This window comes from Massilicoli timonensis, assembly GCF_900199515.1.
Classification (GTDB): domain Bacteria; phylum Bacillota_I; class Bacilli_A; order Erysipelotrichales; family Erysipelotrichaceae; genus Massilicoli; species Massilicoli timonensis.
In genome coordinates, this window is sequence record NZ_LT963434.1 from 1,866,066 (window position 1) to 1,885,911 (window position 19,846).

The following is a 19,846-nucleotide window of genomic DNA, read 5'->3' on the forward strand; positions in this document are numbered from 1 at the left end:
AAATCGGAGGTAGTTTATGATCTTGCTGAATGAACGCTTAAAAGAAATTATTCGCATACTAAAAGAAGCAGATAACTATGTGACGAGCAAACAACTGGCAGATGCCCTGAATATCAGTGTTAGAACGATCAAAAGCACAATGAAAGGACTAAAAAAAGAGCTAGAGGGATATGGAGCCGTATTAGAAATTAAACGCGGTGTTGGATATCGTCTTTATATTATAGCAGAAGAAGCTTTTTTACCAATCAATAACCGAATCGCTAATCAGACATCAAAGCATTTTCCTCATACGCAAAAAGAACGTTCAATCTATATCATTAAAAAACTGCTTTCACTTGATTATCCAATCAAATTGGATGATCTTGCTGATGAATTATATGTCAGTCGCAATACCGTTTCTTTAGATATCAGAGAAGTAAAGAGACTTTTACAAAACTATCACTTAACAATTGTACAATCAAATAACGGCATTATTGTGGAAGGCAGTGAGATCCAGAAACGGCTCTGCATCAATGATTTCTTTTTTCAAGATGCGATGAAAGACTTTTTTGTTCAAAACAATATCATGTTTTCCAGTGAATACAATCAAAATGAGATTCGCTATATCCGGGAAGCGTTGTTGCATGTTTTGAATCAGCATAATATCCACTTTTCTGATGTATCTATTCAAAATATGGTGATTCATATCGTAATTGCTCTGCGCCGAAGCAAGTTTTATCAATATGTATCTTTTGATCAAGAAATCATCAAGGAAATGAAATCACTGAAAGCATATGAGGCGGCAGTTGCATTAAAAAAGATGCTGGAGGAACAGTTGAGCATTTATCTTCCTGAACAGGAAACGATTTACCTGACAATGCACATTTTATCGAAAACGGTCATGGGAAGTGAGGATATTCGCAAAGGTGATCTATCTCATATGGACAGCCTGCTGGAAAAAGTATTTGCACGATTAGAGCAACGCTTTCATTTGCATTTGAAAAAAGATACGGAAATCTATGAATTCTTAAAACTTCATATCCCTTCGATGGCAGAGCGCATCCGTTTGCAGTTGACTCTGCGCAATCCGCTGCTTTTAGAAAACAATCGGCGTTATCCTTTTGCGGTAGAATTAACATTAGAAGCAGTTGATGTGATTGAACAAACTTTACAGATTGAAATTGATCATAATGAATTTGGTTATCTTGTGCTTTATTTTAATCTAGCATGGAATCGTTACCAAAGCCGGATCAAAAAACGGCTGATACTGGTAAGCGGCTATGGCAGGCCGGAAATGATCATGACCTTAAACACCCTAAACGAAAACTTCAAAGGCTTGATTGATGAGATCATTACATGTGATGTCTTTGAGTTAGAAACATTTTCTTTTCAGCACAATGATATTATCATTACGACCATTCCGATCATGACCTGTGTAAGTGCTCCAGTGGTATTTATACAGGGAAAGGTAGAATATTATTATCATGAAATATTGTCCTTGTTAAAAAGTGAATACGACATCAATAATTCTATACGGGAATATTTGCCGGAATGTTTGTACCGTGAAAGTGTCGCCTGCAAAACGAAGCAGGATGTATTTATGACGTTAAAGGAAATGCTGGAAACGATTGGCAGTGAAGAGCAGGCAAAGCAACTGATAAAAGGAATTTATCGCTTAGGAAATGAAGTGGGAAATGATATTGTGTGCCTGCATTCTCGCTACGATGCCAAACGACCGCTTATAGCCTTTATCAGTTTGAAGAATCCTATGCTATGGGAAAAGCATCATGTACGCTATCTGTTTTTTATGAATATGAATGCGGAAACGGACAAAGAAATTGTTCATCATATGTATCATCTGATCTCGAATTGGGCAGATCAAAAGACAAGAATCAACTATTATGCGAAAAATCAGAGTTATGAAGTCCTGATTGAAAATTTAGACAACAGTAAAACATAAAGGAGGAAGAAAGATGAAAGCTTGGCAAAACTATTTTCAAACGATGCAGGCAGTAGTGGAAGATGTATTAGAAACACAAGAAGAAGCAATTATGAAAGCTGCTCGCATATTGGCGGATACAACGAAGAAGGGTGGTATTATTTATGGGTTCGGTACAGGTCATTCGCATTTGGTTTGCGATGATGCATTTTGGCGTGCCGCAACCCCAGCGAACTACTGTGCGCTGTTAGAGCAAAGTGCGACCGGGAGTTTTGAAATTACCAAAAGCTATCATATCGAGAATACCTATGGAATCGGCAAGCTGCTTGTAGATTATCATCGAATTACCCCAAATGACTGCATGATCATCATTTCTAATTCTGGCAATAACATCGCTCCGGTAGACGCGGCATTGCGGGCAAAAGAAAAGGGAATACCAGTCATTGCCATTACCGCATGTGCTTATAGTGATTATTTGCATACGAAGCACAAAGACAATGTAAAATTGAAAGATGTGGCAGATGTCGTATTGGATAATCGTTCGCTTATTGGTGATGCGGCTGTGGAAATTGATGGATTTGATATGAAAGTGGGATCGACCAGCACAATTCCAAATGTATTTTTACAAAATGCCATTTTAGTAGAGATGGTGGAATTATTGGTAGAAGAGGGCATAAAACCGGATGTTTATTATAACGGACATATGGCTTTCATGAAGGAAGCATGTGCAGATCATAATGAAAAGCTGGTGGATAAATATTTTTATCGTATTCGCAATTTATAGGAGTGCTTATGGATTATAGCAATCAATATTTAGGACATATCAAAGAACTGCTGAAACGCTTGGAAAAAGAGCAGATGGGGGTAATGCAAAAAGGTGCAGCGCAGATGGCAGATGCTATCAAAGAAGGACATAGTATTTTTGTATTCGGTGCCTCTCATGCTGGTATTTTGGCTCAGGAGATGTTTTATCGTACTGGTGGTTTGGCTGTGGTGAACCCGATCTTCCCTAAAGAGGTCATGCTGGATGTGCGGCCGATTACCAAAACTTCGCAAATGGAGCGTCTAGAAGGATATGGATGCATCGCTTTGCAAAACAGCGGTATCCATAAAGGCGATGTGTTGCTCCTGCACTCGGTATCCGGACGAAATACTATTGCTATTGATATGGCGCTGGAAGCAAAAAAGATGGGAATCACTACCATTGCCATTACCAGTCTTGACTATTCAAAGCAAGTAACTAGCCGTCATGTATGTGGTATGAATTTATTTGAAATTGCGGATATCGTGATCGATAATTGCGGAGAACTGGAAGATTCTTGTATGCAATTAGCAGGAATGAAGCAAAAAATCGCTCCTACTTCAACGATTATAGGAGCGGCAATCGTGAATTGTTTACTGATAATGATCGTTGAACGATTATTAGAGATGGGAGTAGAACCACCGATCTTTCATTCTGCCAATGTAGATGGTGGTGATGCATTTAATGAAAAACTGATAACTGATTATCGTGAACGCATCTTTTATATGAAATAAACCAGTAAGATAAGCAAGTGATACTTCTTAGGAGTGGCGACCAGTGCGGTCACGCAGCTCCCTTATAATGTTATCTAATCCATGTATTTACTGGCTTTTCACTGATTACGGAGTTATCTCGTGCCTCCGTATCCTTGCTAATTTTAGGTGGTTTTATTGCCTGTGTTTTGCAGGAAATTAGCAAGCCGCCTGTAATTAGGGAAATGCTACAGTGTCAAATTCTTACCTCTCAATAACTTCATATGACCGCTTGTTTTATCGCAGTCCATATCGTTTAACTTGCTACTATTTTAACATAGCGGTTACAGAGTTACAATATTTTTTTAAGGTCGCAATTTGCAACCTCAAACATCATTCTTCTGTTTCCAGTTCCAACCTCTGCAATATATCTTTGATAATCCCCGCATCTTGAATGAGGTTAATGCCAAAACATTTTTTACCTGCGTCCTTCAAGGAAGCTCCCACATGGTAGGCTGTTTCTCGGTCAAGAATTAAGAAACGGTCATGGAATACCTTCGTATATTTCACTTCTAAGGTCGGATACTGTGCATTAAAATTCTCCGCATCCGTTTTCGTGAGCCTTGTCCGTTTCTGTGTGTAGATTGTCACAGACACATTCTCATTCTTCTTTGATAGCAAATTCAATGTTCCCACATCCACATATCCGTCTATCAGCATAATTTCCTTTTCCGCCTTTTGTATCAGGCTGACAATCAGGCTGAACGCATCATAAATCTGACCGTCAAAGAATACCTTTTGACTGGCTTCTTCATGCTCGGATATGTACTCAAATATCTGCTCCAGCTTTTCATCCGTCTGCTTCTGGTATTCTAACTGCTTCAGCTCCACATTACTGATACGCTCGAAGAGTAAGGCATTGTTGGCAATAAAACGCCGCATTTCTACAAAAGTATCCATAATGCGGATGCTTGTCTGAACAGCGACTTCACTTCTCAAAACGGACGATAGCATAGCTATTCCTTGTTCTGTAAAAGCAAATGGTAATGTTCTTCTTCCACCATATCCGTTGCTTTCTTCATCTGAACCTGACATCACAATTTGTGATTTCAAGTTTTTGTATTCATCCTTTGTTAGCTGGAAACGAAATCTCTCTGGAAATCTTGTTATATTTCTTTTCACTGCCTGATTTAATGTTCTGGTTTCCACTTGATACAACATTGCCAAGTCATTATCTATCATAACCTGCTGATTGCGGACAACATAAATCATGCTCTTAATATCATATCCCGTCATTTCTACATTCGATACGGATGAATCAATATTCCGCTCTACCAAAGCTGTTTCTTCTGCTTTTACCATGCCTATCTCTCCTTTATCGTTTTGAGGTGCCGAATTGGTATATCAAAACTAGGTAGAACTTGAAGTCACAATTTGCGACTTCAAGTTCTAAGCTCGTGATTTTAAATGTCAATCTGAAAGTTTAAGTTTGTCTTACTATGCCAGAATAGCATTTCAAATTTTATGTATCTTCATTTTAAGGTAACAGCCCGTGACCTCAAACGCTCTTTATCGACAAATTCATTATATCATGCGGCAGATTTTTTACCACATAAATCTACAAAGAAAAAGGACAATCTTTTTTAACTGCCCCTCTCGGTTATAAATTCTTTGTCAATGATTTTGACAACGCCGCCATCTCTGGATTATCGAATAGCTTTAACAGCATTTCTTGGTAATAACATAAATTCATGTTGCTTAGAGCATCTCATAAAAGGCTGATATCCAATTGGAACAATAGTTCCTTTTCGGGAATATCTTTCTTTTATATCCTTCTTTTCTAATGGTTGTACGGTTCACCTCTTAGGAATTTTCCATGGCGGCGGGACCCTGTACTATGGGCTCAATGCCTTATCCGGCAACATGATTATAGCGAATTGCAAACAACTTAAAAATCCAAACAGTCTTATTCTGTGAACCCCAGGCAGCGGTAAAAGTTTCCCCGCGAAGCGTGAGAACACCAACGTGGAGATTCAGGACTGTCTTGTATGTCTCGATATCAAGGAACTTAGCAAGTAGCTAAAAAAACTCGTATGCTAACTATCCAGAACCAGGTCTGAGGCAGGGTGACGAAAACCGTGAGCTGCACGCAAATAGCTGGTTCTACTGTGACGAGTTCCATCTGCTCCTGAAAGAAGAACAGACTGCCGCTTATTCCGTGTATATTTGGAAACGATTTAGAAAATGGGGCGGTATCCCGGCAGGTATCAGTCAGAACGTTAAGGACCTGCCTTCTTCCCGTGAGGTGGAGAACATCTTTGAAAACTCTGACTTCGTGTATATGCTCAACCAGATAGCCTGCGGCAGGGAAATCCTTTCAAGGAAATTTGCTATCTCCCCGCAGTAACTTTCCTATGTGACCCATTCAGGAACCGGTGAGGAGCTGATCTTCTATAGAAAATTGATACTGTCATTTGTGGACAGCTTCTCGCAGGATACGGAGCTGTACCGCGTTATGACGACCAAACCGAAAAATATTGGAGGTGATGGAATGACAGTTGAAAATTGGATTGATCTTCTCATTCCTGTAATAGGTATCATTGTAGCAGCAGTATCCGCAGCCTTTACTTACTATTTTGCAAAGAAACAACAAATTTCGGCAGATGAAAATCGCCTTAAAGAAAAGCATTACTTAAACTATATAGAGGCAGTAAGTAATATAGTTATCTCTGATAATTCTGATAAGGCACGCGATCAGTTAGCAGACGCACAAAATCAATTATTATTGGTAGGTAGTGCTGATGTAGTTGCAAGATTGATGATTTTCCATGATTATATAAAACCCTCAAATTCAAACAATTTTGTGTCAGAGAAACATGACGAACTATTGACTGATTTACTGAAAAGTATGAGAAAAGATTTATACAAAAGCAAAAAAGTCAATATCAATTACCCTATCATTCATTTAACTGGAAAAACTCCGAGAAAATAACTTAATGACACTTGTAAGGCAAGGCGTTGCTAAATCAGCGGCGCTTTTCTTATGACTAAAATCAGGAGGTGAAGTCCGATTGTTTTCTGGCTTTGACTGATTAGCAGAATTGGCTCTTGCTAATTGCACATTGCTATGCGTTCGATTTTTCTCGGAAAATAGAAAACGCCGAAAACCTTGAACGTGAGAAACAAGTTTCTCACTGACGCGGGCGTCGCCAAAGGAAATGCAAGCATTTCCGCTTGGCTCGTGCCTCGCGCAAATCAAAGTTTTCGGCGGAGTTTTTGGCGTCGCTAAGAGGATTTGAACCTCCGACCTACCGCTTAGGAGGTATCATTTTTCTGTATTGGATCAAAAACAGAGTATTTCAAAGTTGTATCTAGAAGACTTTATCAGGCAAGCATGAAAAACACTTTTTTTACATATAGTAGGTTGAAAGGGGCGAAGCATGATACGGTATGAGATCAAGGGAAACGGGCGTGCGGTGATCTTATTGCATGGCTGGGGACAAAATATGGAAATGATGCGGCCGATCCAAGATCACCTTGCTAAGCGGTATCGGGTGCTCAACCTCGATCTGCCCGGTTTTTTCGGCAGTGATGCGCCGGCTTCGGTGTGGGGCAGTTTAGAATATGCCGCATGGCTGCATGAATTTGCCGAAGCCAATCAGTTGCAGGAACCGATTTTAATAGCGCATTCTTTCGGTGCCAGGATCGCCTTTCAATATGCCTTGCATTATCCAACCGCCTGTATGATCTTGACCGGTGCCGCCGGCATTCGCAAGCGAAGAACACTGCGTTACTATGGAAAGGTCGCGTTCTATAAAGTACGAAAAAAACTGCACTTGCCCATTTCTAAAAGCGGAAGTGAAGATTATCGGCAGGCACAGGGCATGATGCGAAAGATCATGGTGAAAGTCGTCAATGAAACGATTACACCCGATCTTTTTAAGATCAAAACGCCGACCTTGCTGGTATGGGGCGAACAAGATGAACAGACGCCGCTTTGGATGGGGAAGATGATGGAAAAACAGATGCCGCATGCGACGCTGGTGGTTTTTCACCATGATGATCACTTTGCCTACTATCATCAAATGCCGAGGTTTTTGAGAGTGATCGATGCGTATTTAGAGGGAGGTTTTTTATGAGCTGTTTATGGGTCGCCGCTGCCGTGCTTTTCGCTGTCAAAATCATTCAAAAGGCCGCTTTTGTGTTTCAGCAGTGCCGTTATCAGAAAAGGCGGCTGCTCTATTGGCTGAAAGAACATTCTTTTCTCTTTCACAAGTATCTCTTGGCACATCTGTTTCTATGGACCGTATTTTTTCTGTTCCGACAAAAAAACATTCTGGTGATCGGTTTGTGCATAGAGGGACTGGCGGTGCTGTTATGGCGACGTCTTGAAGATGATCGGCCGGCCATTACTGCGCGCATGAAACGACTGCTGTCTGTTTGCTTTTTGCTGATTGTGGTGAGCGCTTGGGGCTGCTCTTATCATTTTGCGGCAATGTGGCTGTATGCCCTTTTTTTCCCATTGTGGTGCTGGATACTCTTTTTTGCTGTAGCGCTTTTGCTGACACCGATCGAATATTTGATCAAGCGCTGTTATGTGCACATGGCAAAACAAAAGCTGCGTTCTCTTCGCACCCTTAAAAAAGTAGGCATTACCGGCAGCTATGGGAAAACCTCGACAAAGCAGATCCTGCTGCACCTGATACGTTTAGAGTTCAACACCTGTGCTTCACCGGCCTCTTTCAACAATGAAATGGGGCTTACAAGAACGATCCGCGAACATTTGAAGCCGCGTCATGAGGTATTTTTAGCGGAAATGGGAGCAGATCATGTGAAAGAGATCACCCGTTTGGCAGCACTCATAAAACCTTCTATCGCCATCATTACCGGCATTGCTCCGCAGCACCTGCAGACGTTTGGGTCAATGGAACATATTTTGCGGGAAAAGATGCAGCTGGTAGAAGCATTGCCTGCCAATGGCACCGCGATCATCAATATGGACAATCCTTATATTCGCAGCTATGCCATACAAAATCATTGCCGGATCATTCGCTATGGGATCGACAGTGCAGATGTTGATTTACGGGCGGTGCATGTCAAGGTCAATCACTACGGTACTTCCTTTTTACTGCTTTATGAAGGGCAAAGCATTCCCCTGCACACCCATCTGTTAGGGAAGCAGCATGTTTTGAATATCTTAGCGGCGATTGCCTGTGCACGTACGTTGGGCATCAGTTGGGATATCATTAGAAAGCGGGTCGCACAGATTCCCGATGTCGCACACCGTATGCAGCTTTTATGTCAGCGCGATTATTATGTGATCGATAATGCCTATAATTCCAATCCGGCTTCGGCTGCTTATGCCTTAGAAGTGTTATCCCAAATGAAAGGCAGAAAGATCGTCATGACGCCGGGATTCGTTGATCTGGGTGATTATCAGAAAGAGGCGCACCGCACCTTCGGCAAGCAGATCGCACAATGTGCATCCATAGTAATATTAGTGGGCAGACATCAGATACAGGCAATTTACGACGGCTTGCTGGAAGCATGTTTTGCCAAAGAGGCGATCCATATTGCCACAGATCGTGAAATGGCTTTTACGATTTTGCGCAGACTAGTAAAAAGCGGAGATATCGTTTTGATTGAAAACGATCTTCCGCAAGTATTCAATCGATAGGAGGAATGACATGACTTTACAAGTAGGAATTATTTTCGGCGGCCCCAGCGTCGAACATGAAATCAGCATTTTATCGGCGATGCAGGTACTGCACACGATGGAAAGCGGCCCCTATAAGCCGATCCCCATCTATATATCCAAACAGCTTGACTGGTATTGCGATGATGCGTTATTTGATTTAGATAATTACAAGGATCTAAAACAATTATGCGCTAAGATGAAGCCGGTACAGTTGATCAGGCAGCGTCAGGAGCTGATGATCGTCCGCAAGAAAAAAGGATTGTTAAAAGAGTATATCAACATTGATGTCGTATTGCCGGTCATACATGGCAATATGGGCGAGGATGGCTGCTTGCAGGGCTTGCTTTCCATGTACGGCGTTCCCTTTGCCGGCAGTGAAACCGCCGCAGCCGCAATCGGTCAGGACAAGTGGCTGATGAAACAGATCTTGGAGGCGAACGGCATTGCCGTTTTGAAATGGCGCGGCATCACCGTTTTTCAAGATGCCAAGCAGTGGCAGAGCTGTTTTGATGCAATCAGCTATCCGTGCATCATCAAACCGGCAAAGCTGGGCAGTTCCATCGGCATTCAGGTAGCATCTTCTTATGAAGAAGCCTGTCAATCCTTGCAAAAAGCCTTTCAGTATGATACCCATGTGGTCGTAGAACCATATTTGAAACAAGTCAGAGAATACAATATTTCGATCTTAGGCGATGAGGAAAAACAGGAAGCCTCCGTTGTCGAAGAAGTGATGAAAAATGATGAAATTCTCAGTTACCATGATAAATATGAGAAAGGCTCTAAAAGCAAAGGCATGGCGGGATTAAACCGCATCGTTCCCGCGGAACTGACGGATGCATTGCGCGAGCAGATGGAAGCCATGGCAAAAAACGCTTTTGTTGCACTGCGTTTAAGCGGTGTATGCCGCATTGATTTTCTATATGACGGCAAGCAGTTATATATCAATGAAGTCAATACGATTCCCGGTTCGCTCGCTTATTATCTCTGGGAAGAAAGCAAGGTGCCGTTTCGTCACCTCATCATGCGCCTGATCCAGATCGCAATTCGCCGCACCAGACGAAAAGACGCCATGATCACCACTTATGACACCAATATCTTAGCGGGAAATCACGGCGGTGTGAAAAAATAGGTTAAGGCAGATAAAATGCGATCAGTTTTGTCAGATTTTCGGTATTGCCTTCCTGCATGCTTTGTGAAAGGGCATCGGCACATTTGATGATCTGTGAAAAGCGATCGTGCCGTTTTGTTTTCTCACTGTGATGGCGAATGCCTGTTTCGATCATCGTTATTTCTGATTCTTTGAAATGGCCGCTCTCTGCTAATTTTTTACGGATGAGCAGTGCTCCTTTTTGCGCATGCTCTTTTACGCCGTTATAGGCGAAGCGATAATAATCATGACAAAGTCCGCAAATATAAGCAAGTTCCTCATTTTCACCATAACGATCGGCAAGCAGCGCCGCAATCGCAGCACATTCAGCGGCATGAGCGATTGCCAAATGACGCAAAGCATCATCCTGAATAGACGCATATGCCTGAAAAACGAATGCTCTGACTGTTTCTAAGCGATCCATGCGCATCCCTCCTGTCTTGTTCATTCTTATCGCAGCATTTTCTCCCCTCATTTCGCAATTCTTGATGCGTGTGCTTATTTCAGATTAGAGAAGGTGCATTGTTTCACGATCGTACGATTTCTATCGGTAAGCTGATTATCTAATGTGAAAAAAGGTGATACGCTTGTTTGTTTATAAAAAACAAGATAGCCTTCTTTATTCACTTCATAGATGCAGTCGGTCGTTTGTTGGAATTCCGGTTTTCCGTCATCATATTTTTTATTCTCTACCGCATGAATGATATAACGCGTACCGTTTTCGCTTTCCTCTTCCTGAAGCGAATATTCTAATAAACCTTCTCCCTGCTCAGACATTCCCCAAAAAAGATAAGGGGTATTCAAAAAAATGTTCATGTTTCCCGGTGAATACTCATATCCGCCGTTATATTCCGCCGGCAAGATCGCATTTTCTCCGGCCTTTTGGGTGATTGGTCCTTCCGTGATCAGATCGCCTCTTTTTGTGGAAGGATCGACATTGTCATTTACCAGCATTTCATTATAGTAGTAGCCTTCCAGAACACCGTTTTCAGCGTCGCTTACCGTTCCCTCAAAAGTGGTCTTAGAGTATTTGTAAAATTCATTGGCAGGCGTAGCTTCCCAAGAATAGGAGACGTCATAGCTCTTCACCGTTCTTGTTTTTTGCCAGGCATCATAAATGACATCTTCCGGTTCTTTTGCCTCCTCCTGCATTGCTTCCTCTAAAAGATCACTTCCCTGCGCATCGCTTTTTTTAGGCGCTTTGGAAGTACAGCCAAACAGCAGAAATACAGCACAGAAAATAATCCAAAACTTTTTCATCATCCTATCCTCCTTTGATGATCCTACTTCTATTATAGATAGTCGTGTCCTATATTTCAATAAATGAAATTTAATGAGAAAAAAAAGGCAGATGATAGTATAATAAAGACAGAAGCGGAGGGATGACCATGATAAAAGATCTAGGATTAAAAAAAGCGATCCTGCGGCAGCTGCACGCCCAAGAGGATCATGAACCGACTGAAGAAGAACTGGCTTCCATTACCAAACTGAATGCCGGAAAATATGATATTGCGGAGTTAGACGGCTTAGAGGCCTGCGTCAATTTACGGGAGCTGAATCTGACCGGCAATGCGATCGTTTCACTGAAGCCGCTGGAACAGTTAAAGCAGCTTGAAATCTTAAATGTTTCCAAAAATCAGATTCGTGATGTCTGGGCGCTGAACGGACTTTACAATCTGAAAAGATTAGACCTGTCCCGCAATAATCTGTATTTGTTGGATTTGTCCGGTATTGCTCGTTTGGATAACTTAGAGGAATTGAATCTGCATCGAACAAAGGTAGATTCCATCAATGCGATCGAGGGGATGAAAAAGCTGCGGGTGCTTCATTTGGGTGTGATCTGCAATACGCTCAAGCTCACTTCTTTATCTACTTTACCGAATTTAGAGGAGCTGGATCTTTCCAGTATGTGGCTTTATGAGATCAGCGATCTTTATTATTTAGACCGGTTGCAGGTACTGGATCTCTCTACTAATTTATTTCATGATTTATCTCCGCTCATGAATATGAAGCATTTGCGCAAACTGAATTTGTCTAATAACAAATATCTGAAAGATTATACGCTGTTAGAGAAGATGAAAGAATTAAAGCATTTGGATATTTCTTATAATGAGCCGGCTGATTTTGCTTTTTTAACGCAGCTGGACGGCTTGACGCACCTTTCGCTTTGCCAGACCCGTTTCAGTGATCTGACGCTGTTAAAGAATATGAAAGATCTTGAATATCTGGATGTCTCGAATAACCGCATCATTCATGAAAAGAGCCTCTCTAAGCATGAGCATCTGAAAAGCTTTATCGCCAGAGGCTGCCAGCTGAAAAACATCGACTTTTTACATCACTGCACCAAAATGAAGGAACTGAATGTGTTTAACAATCAGATCAGCGATATTACGGTCGTCAAGAATTTCAAAGAGCTGGAGATCTTAAATGTATCGAATAACCGCATACGCAATATTGACTGCATCAAAGAATTGGTCGAACTGCGTAAGATCTTGTTTGCGCATAACGCCATTAAAGATATTCATGCGGTATCGCAGTTAACCAAGCTGGTGGAAATTGATTTCTATAACAATATCGTAGGCGATCTGATGCCGATGGCAAAGCTGCCGCATGTAAAACGGCTGCGTTTGGATCACAACGGTATCATTGATTTGGAGCCGCTGCGCAATATGAAAGAATTGACTTCTTTGACCTTAAAAGCCAACTATATCATCGACGTATCGCCGCTGATCGATCTGAAGAATTTATATGAGCTGCGATTAGACGATAACCCGATCGACGATGTATCTATGTTGGAGGATCTGGAATATTACGATAAGTTTTCGGTATAAAAAAGACGCACAAAAATGTGCGCTTTTTTGACGGAAAATAGAATTATTTTAGCGAAAACAGAAGATCGCCTGTGTGGATCGCACCTTCCCGCATATTACCTAAAGACTTACTGCCGGCATTGGTCGCAATTACAATGGTCGTCAGATCAAGATCTTTTTGATGCAAGTAGGTTTCAGAAAAAGTGATGATCGGTTCCTGTGCTTTGATCGTTTCTCCTTGCTGATGCAGTTGTTGGAATCCGCTTCCCTTTAACATGACCGTATCAATACCGATGTGAACAAGCAGCTCGGTGCCGTCTTTGGCACGAATACCGAAAGCATGCAAGGTATCTGCTACTAAGATCAATTCGCCCTCGATCGGCGCACAGACGGTGTTATTAGACGGCTTGATCGCCAAACCATCACCCATCAGCTTTTGTGCGAATGTCGGATCGTTTACCTGCTCCAATGCAATGACAGTTCCGCTTATAGGCGCCTGTACACAAATACTTTCTTTCTTAAATAAATGAAACATCGTTATCCCTCCAAATAAAAAGGCATAAGTCCACTCGATGAACTCATGCCTGATTCAACAGTAACATGCCTGATTGTTATATACATGATAATGAGTTCTGTCTGATTTGTCAATATGAAGTTATCAATATTTGCATCTCTTCATTTCCTTTTTTTGATGTTGGTTTGTTCAGATTTGCCTTTCCAAAAATCACCGCGTTTTTTCGATAATTGACTATTGACAAAAGAGTAAAATATTCTATAATGAAAGCAGATACAGGATTGTTACTGAAAAGGCAAGACCATATAACTGTTATTATAACAGCGATGGTCTTTTTTTATCAGAAAGGAGAGCATGTATGAAAATTGAAAAAGTTTTTAATAACAATACGGTGGCCACCCTCTCCAAAGATAAAGTCGAAATGATCGTAACCGGTCCGGGTATCGGATTTCAAAAAAAGATCGGTGATGAACTGGACGAACGCAAGGTAGAAAAGCGCTATTTGATCGAAGATTCGCAAAAAGGACGATTTTACCAGATGCTGGAAAAAGTGCCGGTCGAGTATTTTGAAATATCAGAAATTATCTTCAAAAGGGCTTGGAAAGAGTTTAAGGGAGGTCTGAGTTCGCAAATGGTATTGATGCTTACAGATCACATTGCTTTTGCTTTACAGCGTCAAAAAGATCATATCCAAGTACCGAATTTACTTTTATCGGAGATCCGTACGCTTTACCATAAGGAATATCAGATCGGGGTATGGGCGTTAAAGTACATCGCTTTGCGTACCGGTGTTTCTTTGCCCTATGATGAAGCTGGATTTATTGCCATGCACATCATCAATGCCAAAAGTGCTGATGGTGGGAAAACTGCGACGGATATCATGAATTTCAGTAAACAGATCATCGATCTGATTGAAAAAACGATGAAACTGGATGTGCATGAAGATAATTTAGACTACAGTCGTTTGATGACGCACTTAAAGTATTTAGGACAGCGTATCTTTTCTAAAAAGAAAGAAGAGCTGAAAATGGAGGACAATCCCCAGATGTATGAGATGATGCTGGGAATGAATCCTAATTTATCTGTTTGTCTGGAACGCATCGAAGCATTTGTGAAACGTAATTATGATTATTGTCTAGACAAACAGGAATTATTTTACATCATGATTCATATTGTCAGAATCAAAAAATAGTAATTGTGACTGAAAAGGCAAGACTATTCTCATGGTAATACATGGGCATAGTCTTTTTTTAGAAAAGGAGAAAACTTATGGCAAAAAAGAAAAAAGGCAATACTTGGCAGTTTTTTCAAATGCTAGGGAAAACATTTATGTTCCCGATTGCACTGCTCAGTATCTGCGGTATGCTTTTGGGAATCGGTTCCGCATTTACCAATGAGAGCATGATCGAAGCGATTCCGTTTTTAGGGAATACGTATGTAAATCTGTTTTTTCAATTCATGGTGCAATTGGGGTTATTTGCTTTCAATAACTTAGGGGCATTGTTTGCAATGGCGATCCCGTTAGGACTGTTAAAGGAAGAAAAAGAATTTGGGGCTTTTACCGGGCTTGTCAGTTTTATGGCGATGCATATCGGTACTAACTTTTATTTGAGCGCTACGGATCAATTAGCGGCCGCAGATCAAATGAGCGAGGCCGGGCAAACGATGATCTTAGGGATCCAAACGTATAACACAAGTGTGCTGGGCGGGATCGTAGCCGGTTTGATGGCTTATGCGCTGTATCGGAAACTGGCGACCTTAAAAATTCCGGAAGCATTAGGATTTTACAGTGGACCAAGACTGGCGCCGATCGCAATGTTGTTTATCATGGGCGTATTCGGTCTGGTCGTCGTACCGCTGTTTTGGCAGCCGTTCTATGCGTTCTTTAAGATGTTGGGAGAATGGATCACGACTTCAGGGCCGATCGGCTATTTCTCTTATGCGGTGGCAGAGCGTGTTACCATTCCGTTTGGTCTCAATCACCTTGTGACAAGCACTTTCCGTTTTACTCCGATCGGCGGTACCGCGATCATCAACGGACAGGAGTATATGGGAACAGTAAATATGTTCTTGGCTTATGTTGCCAATAACATGGATATCCCACTTGATCTTGCAGGTAAGATGGAGCAGGGGAAACTGATGATCCAGTATGGATTATGCGGCGCTGCTTTGGCGATGTATCACTGCGCAAAACCGCAGAATAAGAAAAAAATCAAAGGCATGTTGATCACCGGCGCATTGACCGTAGTGGTTGGAGGCATTTCCGAACCGATCGAGTTTTTGTTCTTATTTGCCTTCCCGCCTTTATTTGTCGTACATACGATCCTAAACGGTTTGGCGAATATGGTGCTGCCATATTTGGGCGTGCTGATGGGTTATACCGGTGATTTGATCCAGTTCGTTACTTTCGGGGTATTGCGTGGCACGCGCACCGGATGGCCGATTGCGGTCGCATTTGCGGCAGGTTACTTTGTGCTGTATTATTTTATCTTCAAATGGGCGATCATACGTTTTGACATCAAGACACCGGGACGTGAAGAAGAGCTGGAACTGGATGAAAGTGAAGCGAGTGAATTTGAGCAGCTTTCTGCTTATAAGGGGATCGCAATGTTAAAGGCGCTTGGCGGAAAAGAAAATATCATTGCCATTGATAACTGCGTAACCAGACTGCGCTTGGAATTAAAGGATGTTTCGCTGATCAATGAAGAGGAGATCAAAAATGCCGGTGGTATCGCGGTTGTGCATTTAGATGAACATGCCATTCAGGTAATTGTCGGTACGCAGGTATATGCGCTGCGCAAACAGATCAATAAAGCAATGGAGCTGTCATGATGAGCCGTTTTGATGAATGGATCGATAGAAGGCAAACTTATTGTACGCAATGGGATTATGTAAAAGATCGTTTTCATGTGGATGGACTATTGCCCTTCACCATTTCCGATATGGATCTTGCCTGTCCCGATGAAGTGCAGGAAGCGCTGCACAAACGGATCGCACATCCGATCTATGGTTATAGCAGATGGAAAAACGATGACTATTTACAGGCAATTTGCGGTTGGTATAAACGTCGCTTTGACTGTGAAATCGATCCAGAGTGGATCTGTTACAGTCCCAGCGTAATGTATGCGGTTGCCAAGATGATCTGCTTTTTATCCGCAAAAGGAGAAGGCGTTGTAATCTTTACACCTGCATATGATGCTTTCTATCATGTGATCGAGCATAATGAGCGAACCTTGATTGCATGTGCGTTTCAGCAGGATCAAATGGACTATGAGATCGATTTTGAAAAATTGGAGGAATGTCTGAAACAGGCAAAGATCCTCTTGCTTTGTAATCCACATAATCCAATCGGCAAAGTATTCAGCGAAGCGGAGCTGAAGAAGATCATCACGCTTTGTGAACGCTATGATGTCGCCATCATTTCCGATGATATTCATATGGATATCACATATGGGAACAAACTGACGCCGATCCTGTCACTGCCTTGTAAAGTACCTTGTGTCATTTGTTCATCACCTTCTAAGACCTTTAATATTCCTTCGCTGGGCGGTTCTTATATTCTGATTCCCGATCAGCGGCTGTGGAAACGATTTGAAACGATGACGCGTTATACAGAATTTGTGAACTCACCGGCTATCTTAGGCGTGATCGCAACGGTTGCGGCTTATCAATGTGATGATTGGGTAGAGGAACTGAACGGCTATTTGTTGGAAAATCTTCGCTATGTAGATGCTTATTTGAAAAAGCATATGCCCTTATTGACGATGACTTTGCCGATGGGCTGCTATTTTGCATGGATCCATACCGATCGTTTAGGTGTGAGTGATGAACGGTTACAGGAAGCGCTGGTACAAGAAGGAAAAGTTGCGGTGATGTCAGGACAGGTATATGGGGCTGTGCATCGTCTGCGGCTCAATGTAGGGTGTCCAAGAAGAAAAATAGAGGAAGGATTAAAACGTATGCAAATTGCATATGACAAATTGGTGAAATAATGAAAGAGATCATACTGCAAACGATTGAACGGGAGATACAGGCACTGCGGCTTTTGGAACAGTGCTGTATGGAAGAATTGGAACAAGTTTGTGCGGCGATTGTCGAAACCAAGGGAAAAGTCGTATTTATGGGGATCGGGAAATCCGGTCATATCGGGAAAAAACTGGCTGCGACTTTTTCCAGCTTAGGCATACGAAGCATTTTCGTGCATGCGGCAGAAGCCGTGCATGGTGATCTGGGGATGATCGATGAAGATGACTTTGTGATACTGATGTCAAACAGTGGTACAACAACAGAAGTATTGCAGAATCTTGAACCATTGACAGCACGACATATCGTTTGCGCATCATTTACCGGAAACCGGGATTCTGCACTGGCTCAGGCATGTGACTATCACATTCACTATCCAAAGCCGACAGAAGCGGATGAATGGAATCTGGCACCGACATCGTCTACCACGATGATGCTGGTGCTTGGTGATGCGCTCGCATGCGCTTTGTCTTCTGCAAAACAGTTTCAAAAACAAGATTTCTTCCGATATCATCCGGGTGGAAGTTTGGGGAAACAATTAAAACAGGAACAAAATAAGCACTGTGTGAATTGATCATACAGTGCTTATTTTTAGAAAACGGCTGTGCCTGAAATGCCAAAGATCAGGATTCTTGTTTAGATGCCTGTTTCAAAGCAGCGCCGATAAAGCCTTTGAAAAGAGGGTGCGGTTTATTGGGGCGGCTTTTGAATTCAGGGTGATATTGTACTCCGACATAGAAATCGCGATCGGATAATTCGATCGTTTCGACCAGTCTTCCATCAGGCGATGTACCGGATAAAGTGAGTCCCGCTGCTTCAAACTGACTGCGATAGGCGTTATTGAATTCATAGCGGTGGCGATGTCTTTCACTGATCAGCTCCTCGCCATAGCATTTCTTCAAGACGGTGTCTGCCTTTACCAGACAAGGATAAGCGCCCAGGCGCAAGGTTCCGCCTTTATCGACCGTATCGCTTTGTCCCGGCATAAAGTCGATCACTTTATTCGCACAGGCTTCGTTAAATTCACCGGAGTTCGCATCGGCAATGCCTAACACATTTCGCGCATATTCGATGACTGCGATCTGCATGCCCAAACAAATACCGAAATAAGGAAGCGCATGCTTACGGGCATAATTGGCCGCAAGGATCATGCCTTCGATGCCTCTTTCGCCAAAGCCTCCGGGTACGATGATGCCATCTAATGCGGATAACTCGGCATCTGCGGTTTCTGCTGTAATTTGTTCAGAATCGATCCAGTGAATGTGGATGTGCGTGTTATGATGATAGCCCGCATGACGCAGCGCTTCGGCTACCGATAAATAAGCATCATGCAGTTCAGTATATTTCCCAACCAGCCCGATCTCTACACTGTTTTTGCGTGCCTTGATGCGTTCGACCATACCGGTCCAATCGCTTAGATCAGGCGGTGCGGCTTTGATGCCTAATTCCCGGCAGACAACATCTGAAAAGTGTGATCTTTCCAACATCAGCGGCGCTTCATAAAGAATGGGGAGCGTCATGTTTTCAATGACACAGTCAGTTTTGACATTGCAGAACAGCGATATTTTATTGAAGATGGACTGTTCCAGCGGTCGATTGCAGCGAAGTACGATCATATCGGGATCGATGCCCATGCCGCGCAGTTCTTTTACCGAATGCTGGGTCGGTTTTGATTTGTGCTCGTTTGAGCCGCTTAAAAAAGGCACTAAGGTAACATGAATGAACAGACTGTTTTCTTTTCCTACTTCCAATGAGATCTGACGGACCGCTTCTAAGAACGGCTGTGATTCAATATCGCCGATGGTGCCGCCGATCTCGGTAATGACGACATCTGCATCACTTTGTTTTCCTACCCGATACACAAATGCTTTGATTTCATCGGTGATATGGGGAATGACCTGCACGGTAGAGCCTAAATATTCACCGCGTCTTTCTTTGTTCAATACATTCCAGTACACTTTTCCCGTAGTAAGATTAGAAAAGCGGTTTAGGTCCTCGTCAATAAAACGCTCGTAATGTCCAAGGTCAAGATCGGTTTCAGCGCCGTCTTCGGTTACATAAACCTCACCGTGCTGATAAGGGCTCATCGTTCCCGGATCGACGTTGATGTAAGGATCCAGCTTTTGTGCCGCGACCTTTAAGCCGCGTGCCTTTAACAGCCTGCCAAGTGATGCGGCGGTAATGCCTTTGCCAAGTCCTGATACGACGCCGCCGGTTACAAAGATATATTTTGTCATAATCG

At 42.4% G+C, this 19,846-nt stretch carries 17 protein-coding genes and 1 pseudogene; 13 read left to right on the forward strand and 5 right to left on the reverse strand.

Annotation, left to right across the window (positions count from 1 at the left end; all coding sequences use genetic code 11):
- Positions 1 to 16: 16 nt before the first annotated feature.
- Genes C1712_RS11350 through C1712_RS11360 form a run of 3 tightly spaced genes read left to right on the forward strand, consistent with a single transcriptional unit; the run spans position 17 to position 3,454 of the window.
- On the forward strand, positions 17 to 1,939 hold the full coding sequence (locus tag C1712_RS11350; protein ID WP_102269284.1) for a BglG family transcription antiterminator: 1,923 nt from the start codon (positions 17 to 19) through the stop codon (positions 1,937 to 1,939).
- A gap of 13 nt (positions 1,940 to 1,952) precedes the next feature.
- Positions 1,953 to 2,702 (forward strand): sugar isomerase domain-containing protein, encoded by a 750-nt coding sequence (locus C1712_RS11355; protein WP_102269286.1) that lies wholly within the window; start codon positions 1,953 to 1,955, stop codon positions 2,700 to 2,702.
- A gap of 8 nt (positions 2,703 to 2,710) precedes the next feature.
- Positions 2,711 to 3,454 (forward strand): sugar isomerase domain-containing protein, encoded by a 744-nt coding sequence (locus C1712_RS11360; RefSeq protein WP_102269288.1) that lies wholly within the window; start codon positions 2,711 to 2,713, stop codon positions 3,452 to 3,454.
- Between the two features lie 351 nt (positions 3,455 to 3,805).
- On the opposite strand, the gene C1712_RS11365 is transcribed toward C1712_RS11360, so the two are convergent.
- A complete protein-coding gene (locus tag C1712_RS11365) occupies positions 3,806 to 4,774 on the reverse strand; it encodes an ORF6N domain-containing protein (protein WP_102269290.1) in 969 nt (322 codons plus the stop codon).
- A gap of 657 nt (positions 4,775 to 5,431) precedes the next feature.
- Between C1712_RS11365 and C1712_RS13280 the strand changes: the two are divergent.
- The 5 genes and pseudogenes from C1712_RS13280 to C1712_RS11385 all read left to right on the forward strand — a co-directional run.
- Positions 5,432 to 5,951: pseudogene (locus C1712_RS13280) on the forward strand (VirB4-like conjugal transfer ATPase, CD1110 family); the annotation flags it as partial.
- The gene (locus C1712_RS13285; RefSeq protein ID WP_180963201.1) at positions 5,928 to 6,404 is read left to right on the forward strand and encodes a hypothetical protein; all 477 of its coding nucleotides are present in this window, start codon (positions 5,928 to 5,930) and stop codon (positions 6,402 to 6,404) included. The pseudogene C1712_RS13280 and the gene C1712_RS13285, both read left to right, overlap by 24 nt.
- 448 nt (positions 6,405 to 6,852) lie before the next feature.
- Complete coding sequence (locus tag C1712_RS11375) at positions 6,853 to 7,551, forward strand: alpha/beta fold hydrolase (protein WP_102269292.1); 699 nt, start codon at positions 6,853 to 6,855, stop codon at positions 7,549 to 7,551.
- The gene (locus C1712_RS11380) at positions 7,548 to 9,089 is read left to right on the forward strand and encodes a UDP-N-acetylmuramoyl-tripeptide--D-alanyl-D-alanine ligase (protein WP_102269294.1); all 1,542 of its coding nucleotides are present in this window, start codon (positions 7,548 to 7,550) and stop codon (positions 9,087 to 9,089) included. The genes C1712_RS11375 and C1712_RS11380 overlap by 4 nt, the downstream gene beginning before the upstream one ends.
- A gap of 10 nt (positions 9,090 to 9,099) precedes the next feature.
- Positions 9,100 to 10,239 (forward strand): D-alanine--D-alanine ligase, encoded by a 1,140-nt coding sequence (locus C1712_RS11385; protein ID WP_102269296.1) that lies wholly within the window; start codon positions 9,100 to 9,102, stop codon positions 10,237 to 10,239.
- 1 nt (position 10,240) lies between these two features.
- Here the strand turns inward: C1712_RS11385 and C1712_RS11390 are convergent, their stop codons facing one another.
- Complete coding sequence (locus tag C1712_RS11390; RefSeq protein ID WP_180963140.1) at positions 10,241 to 10,681, reverse strand: HD domain-containing protein; 441 nt, start codon at positions 10,679 to 10,681, stop codon at positions 10,241 to 10,243.
- A gap of 74 nt (positions 10,682 to 10,755) precedes the next feature.
- Positions 10,756 to 11,517, reverse strand: a complete 762-nt coding sequence (locus C1712_RS11395; RefSeq protein WP_102269299.1) for a hypothetical protein — start codon at positions 11,515 to 11,517, stop codon at positions 10,756 to 10,758.
- Positions 11,518 to 11,645: 128 nt separating this feature from the next.
- On the opposite strand from C1712_RS11395, the gene C1712_RS11400 reads away from it, so the two are divergent.
- Positions 11,646 to 13,088 (forward strand): leucine-rich repeat domain-containing protein, encoded by a 1,443-nt coding sequence (locus C1712_RS11400; RefSeq protein WP_102269301.1) that lies wholly within the window; start codon positions 11,646 to 11,648, stop codon positions 13,086 to 13,088.
- A gap of 43 nt (positions 13,089 to 13,131) precedes the next feature.
- On the opposite strand, the gene C1712_RS11405 is transcribed toward C1712_RS11400, so the two are convergent.
- Positions 13,132 to 13,602: a PTS sugar transporter subunit IIA gene (locus C1712_RS11405; protein ID WP_102269303.1), complete on the reverse strand. Its 471-nt coding sequence runs from the start codon at positions 13,600 to 13,602 to the stop codon at positions 13,132 to 13,134.
- A 337-nt stretch (positions 13,603 to 13,939) separates the two neighbouring features.
- Between C1712_RS11405 and C1712_RS11410 the strand changes: the two genes are divergently transcribed.
- The 4 genes from C1712_RS11410 (at position 13,940) to C1712_RS11425 (ending at position 18,178) form a co-directional block, all read left to right on the forward strand.
- Positions 13,940 to 14,773, forward strand: coding sequence for a PRD domain-containing protein (locus C1712_RS11410; protein WP_102269305.1), 834 nt, complete (start codon positions 13,940 to 13,942; stop codon positions 14,771 to 14,773).
- 77 nt (positions 14,774 to 14,850) lie between these two features.
- The gene (locus C1712_RS11415; protein WP_102269307.1) at positions 14,851 to 16,413 is read left to right on the forward strand and encodes a PTS transporter subunit EIIC; all 1,563 of its coding nucleotides are present in this window, start codon (positions 14,851 to 14,853) and stop codon (positions 16,411 to 16,413) included.
- Positions 16,413 to 17,573 carry a MalY/PatB family protein gene (locus tag C1712_RS11420; protein ID WP_102269309.1) on the forward strand — a complete coding sequence of 387 codons (1,161 nt, stop codon included), beginning with the start codon at positions 16,413 to 16,415 and terminating at the stop codon, positions 17,571 to 17,573. Before C1712_RS11415 ends, C1712_RS11420 begins: the two co-directional genes overlap by 1 nt.
- Complete coding sequence (locus C1712_RS11425) at positions 17,573 to 18,178, forward strand: KpsF/GutQ family sugar-phosphate isomerase (RefSeq protein ID WP_102269311.1); 606 nt, start codon at positions 17,573 to 17,575, stop codon at positions 18,176 to 18,178. The genes C1712_RS11420 and C1712_RS11425 overlap by 1 nt, the downstream gene beginning before the upstream one ends.
- A 49-nt stretch (positions 18,179 to 18,227) precedes the next feature.
- Here the strand turns inward: C1712_RS11425 and C1712_RS11430 are convergent, their stop codons facing one another.
- Positions 18,228 to 19,841 carry a CTP synthase gene (locus C1712_RS11430; protein ID WP_102269313.1) on the reverse strand — a complete coding sequence of 538 codons (1,614 nt, stop codon included), beginning with the start codon at positions 19,839 to 19,841 and terminating at the stop codon, positions 18,228 to 18,230.
- Positions 19,842 to 19,846: the final 5 nt, after the last annotated feature.

Excerpts from the sequence above, each read along its gene's own strand:
- C1712_RS11350 (WP_102269284.1), top strand. The coding sequence starts at position 17 with ATGATCTTGCTGAATGAACGCTTAAAAGAAATTATTCGCATACTAAAA.
- C1712_RS11375 (WP_102269292.1), top strand. The coding sequence starts at position 6,853 with ATGATACGGTATGAGATCAAGGGAAACGGGCGTGCGGTGATCTTATTG.
- C1712_RS11425 (WP_102269311.1), top strand. The coding sequence starts at position 17,573 with ATGAAAGAGATCATACTGCAAACGATTGAACGGGAGATACAGGCACTG.
- C1712_RS11380 (WP_102269294.1), top strand. The coding sequence starts at position 7,548 with ATGAGCTGTTTATGGGTCGCCGCTGCCGTGCTTTTCGCTGTCAAAATC.
- C1712_RS11400 (WP_102269301.1), top strand. The coding sequence starts at position 11,646 with ATGATAAAAGATCTAGGATTAAAAAAAGCGATCCTGCGGCAGCTGCAC.
- C1712_RS11360 (WP_102269288.1), top strand. The coding sequence starts at position 2,711 with ATGGATTATAGCAATCAATATTTAGGACATATCAAAGAACTGCTGAAA.
- C1712_RS11430 (WP_102269313.1), bottom strand. The coding sequence starts at position 19,841 with ATGACAAAATATATCTTTGTAACCGGCGGCGTCGTATCAGGACTTGGC.
- C1712_RS11385 (WP_102269296.1), top strand. The coding sequence starts at position 9,100 with ATGACTTTACAAGTAGGAATTATTTTCGGCGGCCCCAGCGTCGAACAT.
- C1712_RS11405 (WP_102269303.1), bottom strand. The coding sequence starts at position 13,602 with ATGTTTCATTTATTTAAGAAAGAAAGTATTTGTGTACAGGCGCCTATA.
- C1712_RS11410 (WP_102269305.1), top strand. The coding sequence starts at position 13,940 with ATGAAAATTGAAAAAGTTTTTAATAACAATACGGTGGCCACCCTCTCC.
- C1712_RS11420 (WP_102269309.1), top strand. The coding sequence starts at position 16,413 with ATGAGCCGTTTTGATGAATGGATCGATAGAAGGCAAACTTATTGTACG.
- C1712_RS11355 (WP_102269286.1), top strand. The coding sequence starts at position 1,953 with ATGAAAGCTTGGCAAAACTATTTTCAAACGATGCAGGCAGTAGTGGAA.
- C1712_RS11415 (WP_102269307.1), top strand. The coding sequence starts at position 14,851 with ATGGCAAAAAAGAAAAAAGGCAATACTTGGCAGTTTTTTCAAATGCTA.
- C1712_RS11395 (WP_102269299.1), bottom strand. The coding sequence starts at position 11,517 with ATGAAAAAGTTTTGGATTATTTTCTGTGCTGTATTTCTGCTGTTTGGC.
- C1712_RS13285 (WP_180963201.1), top strand. The coding sequence starts at position 5,928 with ATGACGACCAAACCGAAAAATATTGGAGGTGATGGAATGACAGTTGAA.
- C1712_RS11365 (WP_102269290.1), bottom strand. The coding sequence starts at position 4,774 with ATGGTAAAAGCAGAAGAAACAGCTTTGGTAGAGCGGAATATTGATTCA.
- C1712_RS11390 (WP_180963140.1), bottom strand. The coding sequence starts at position 10,681 with ATGGATCGCTTAGAAACAGTCAGAGCATTCGTTTTTCAGGCATATGCG.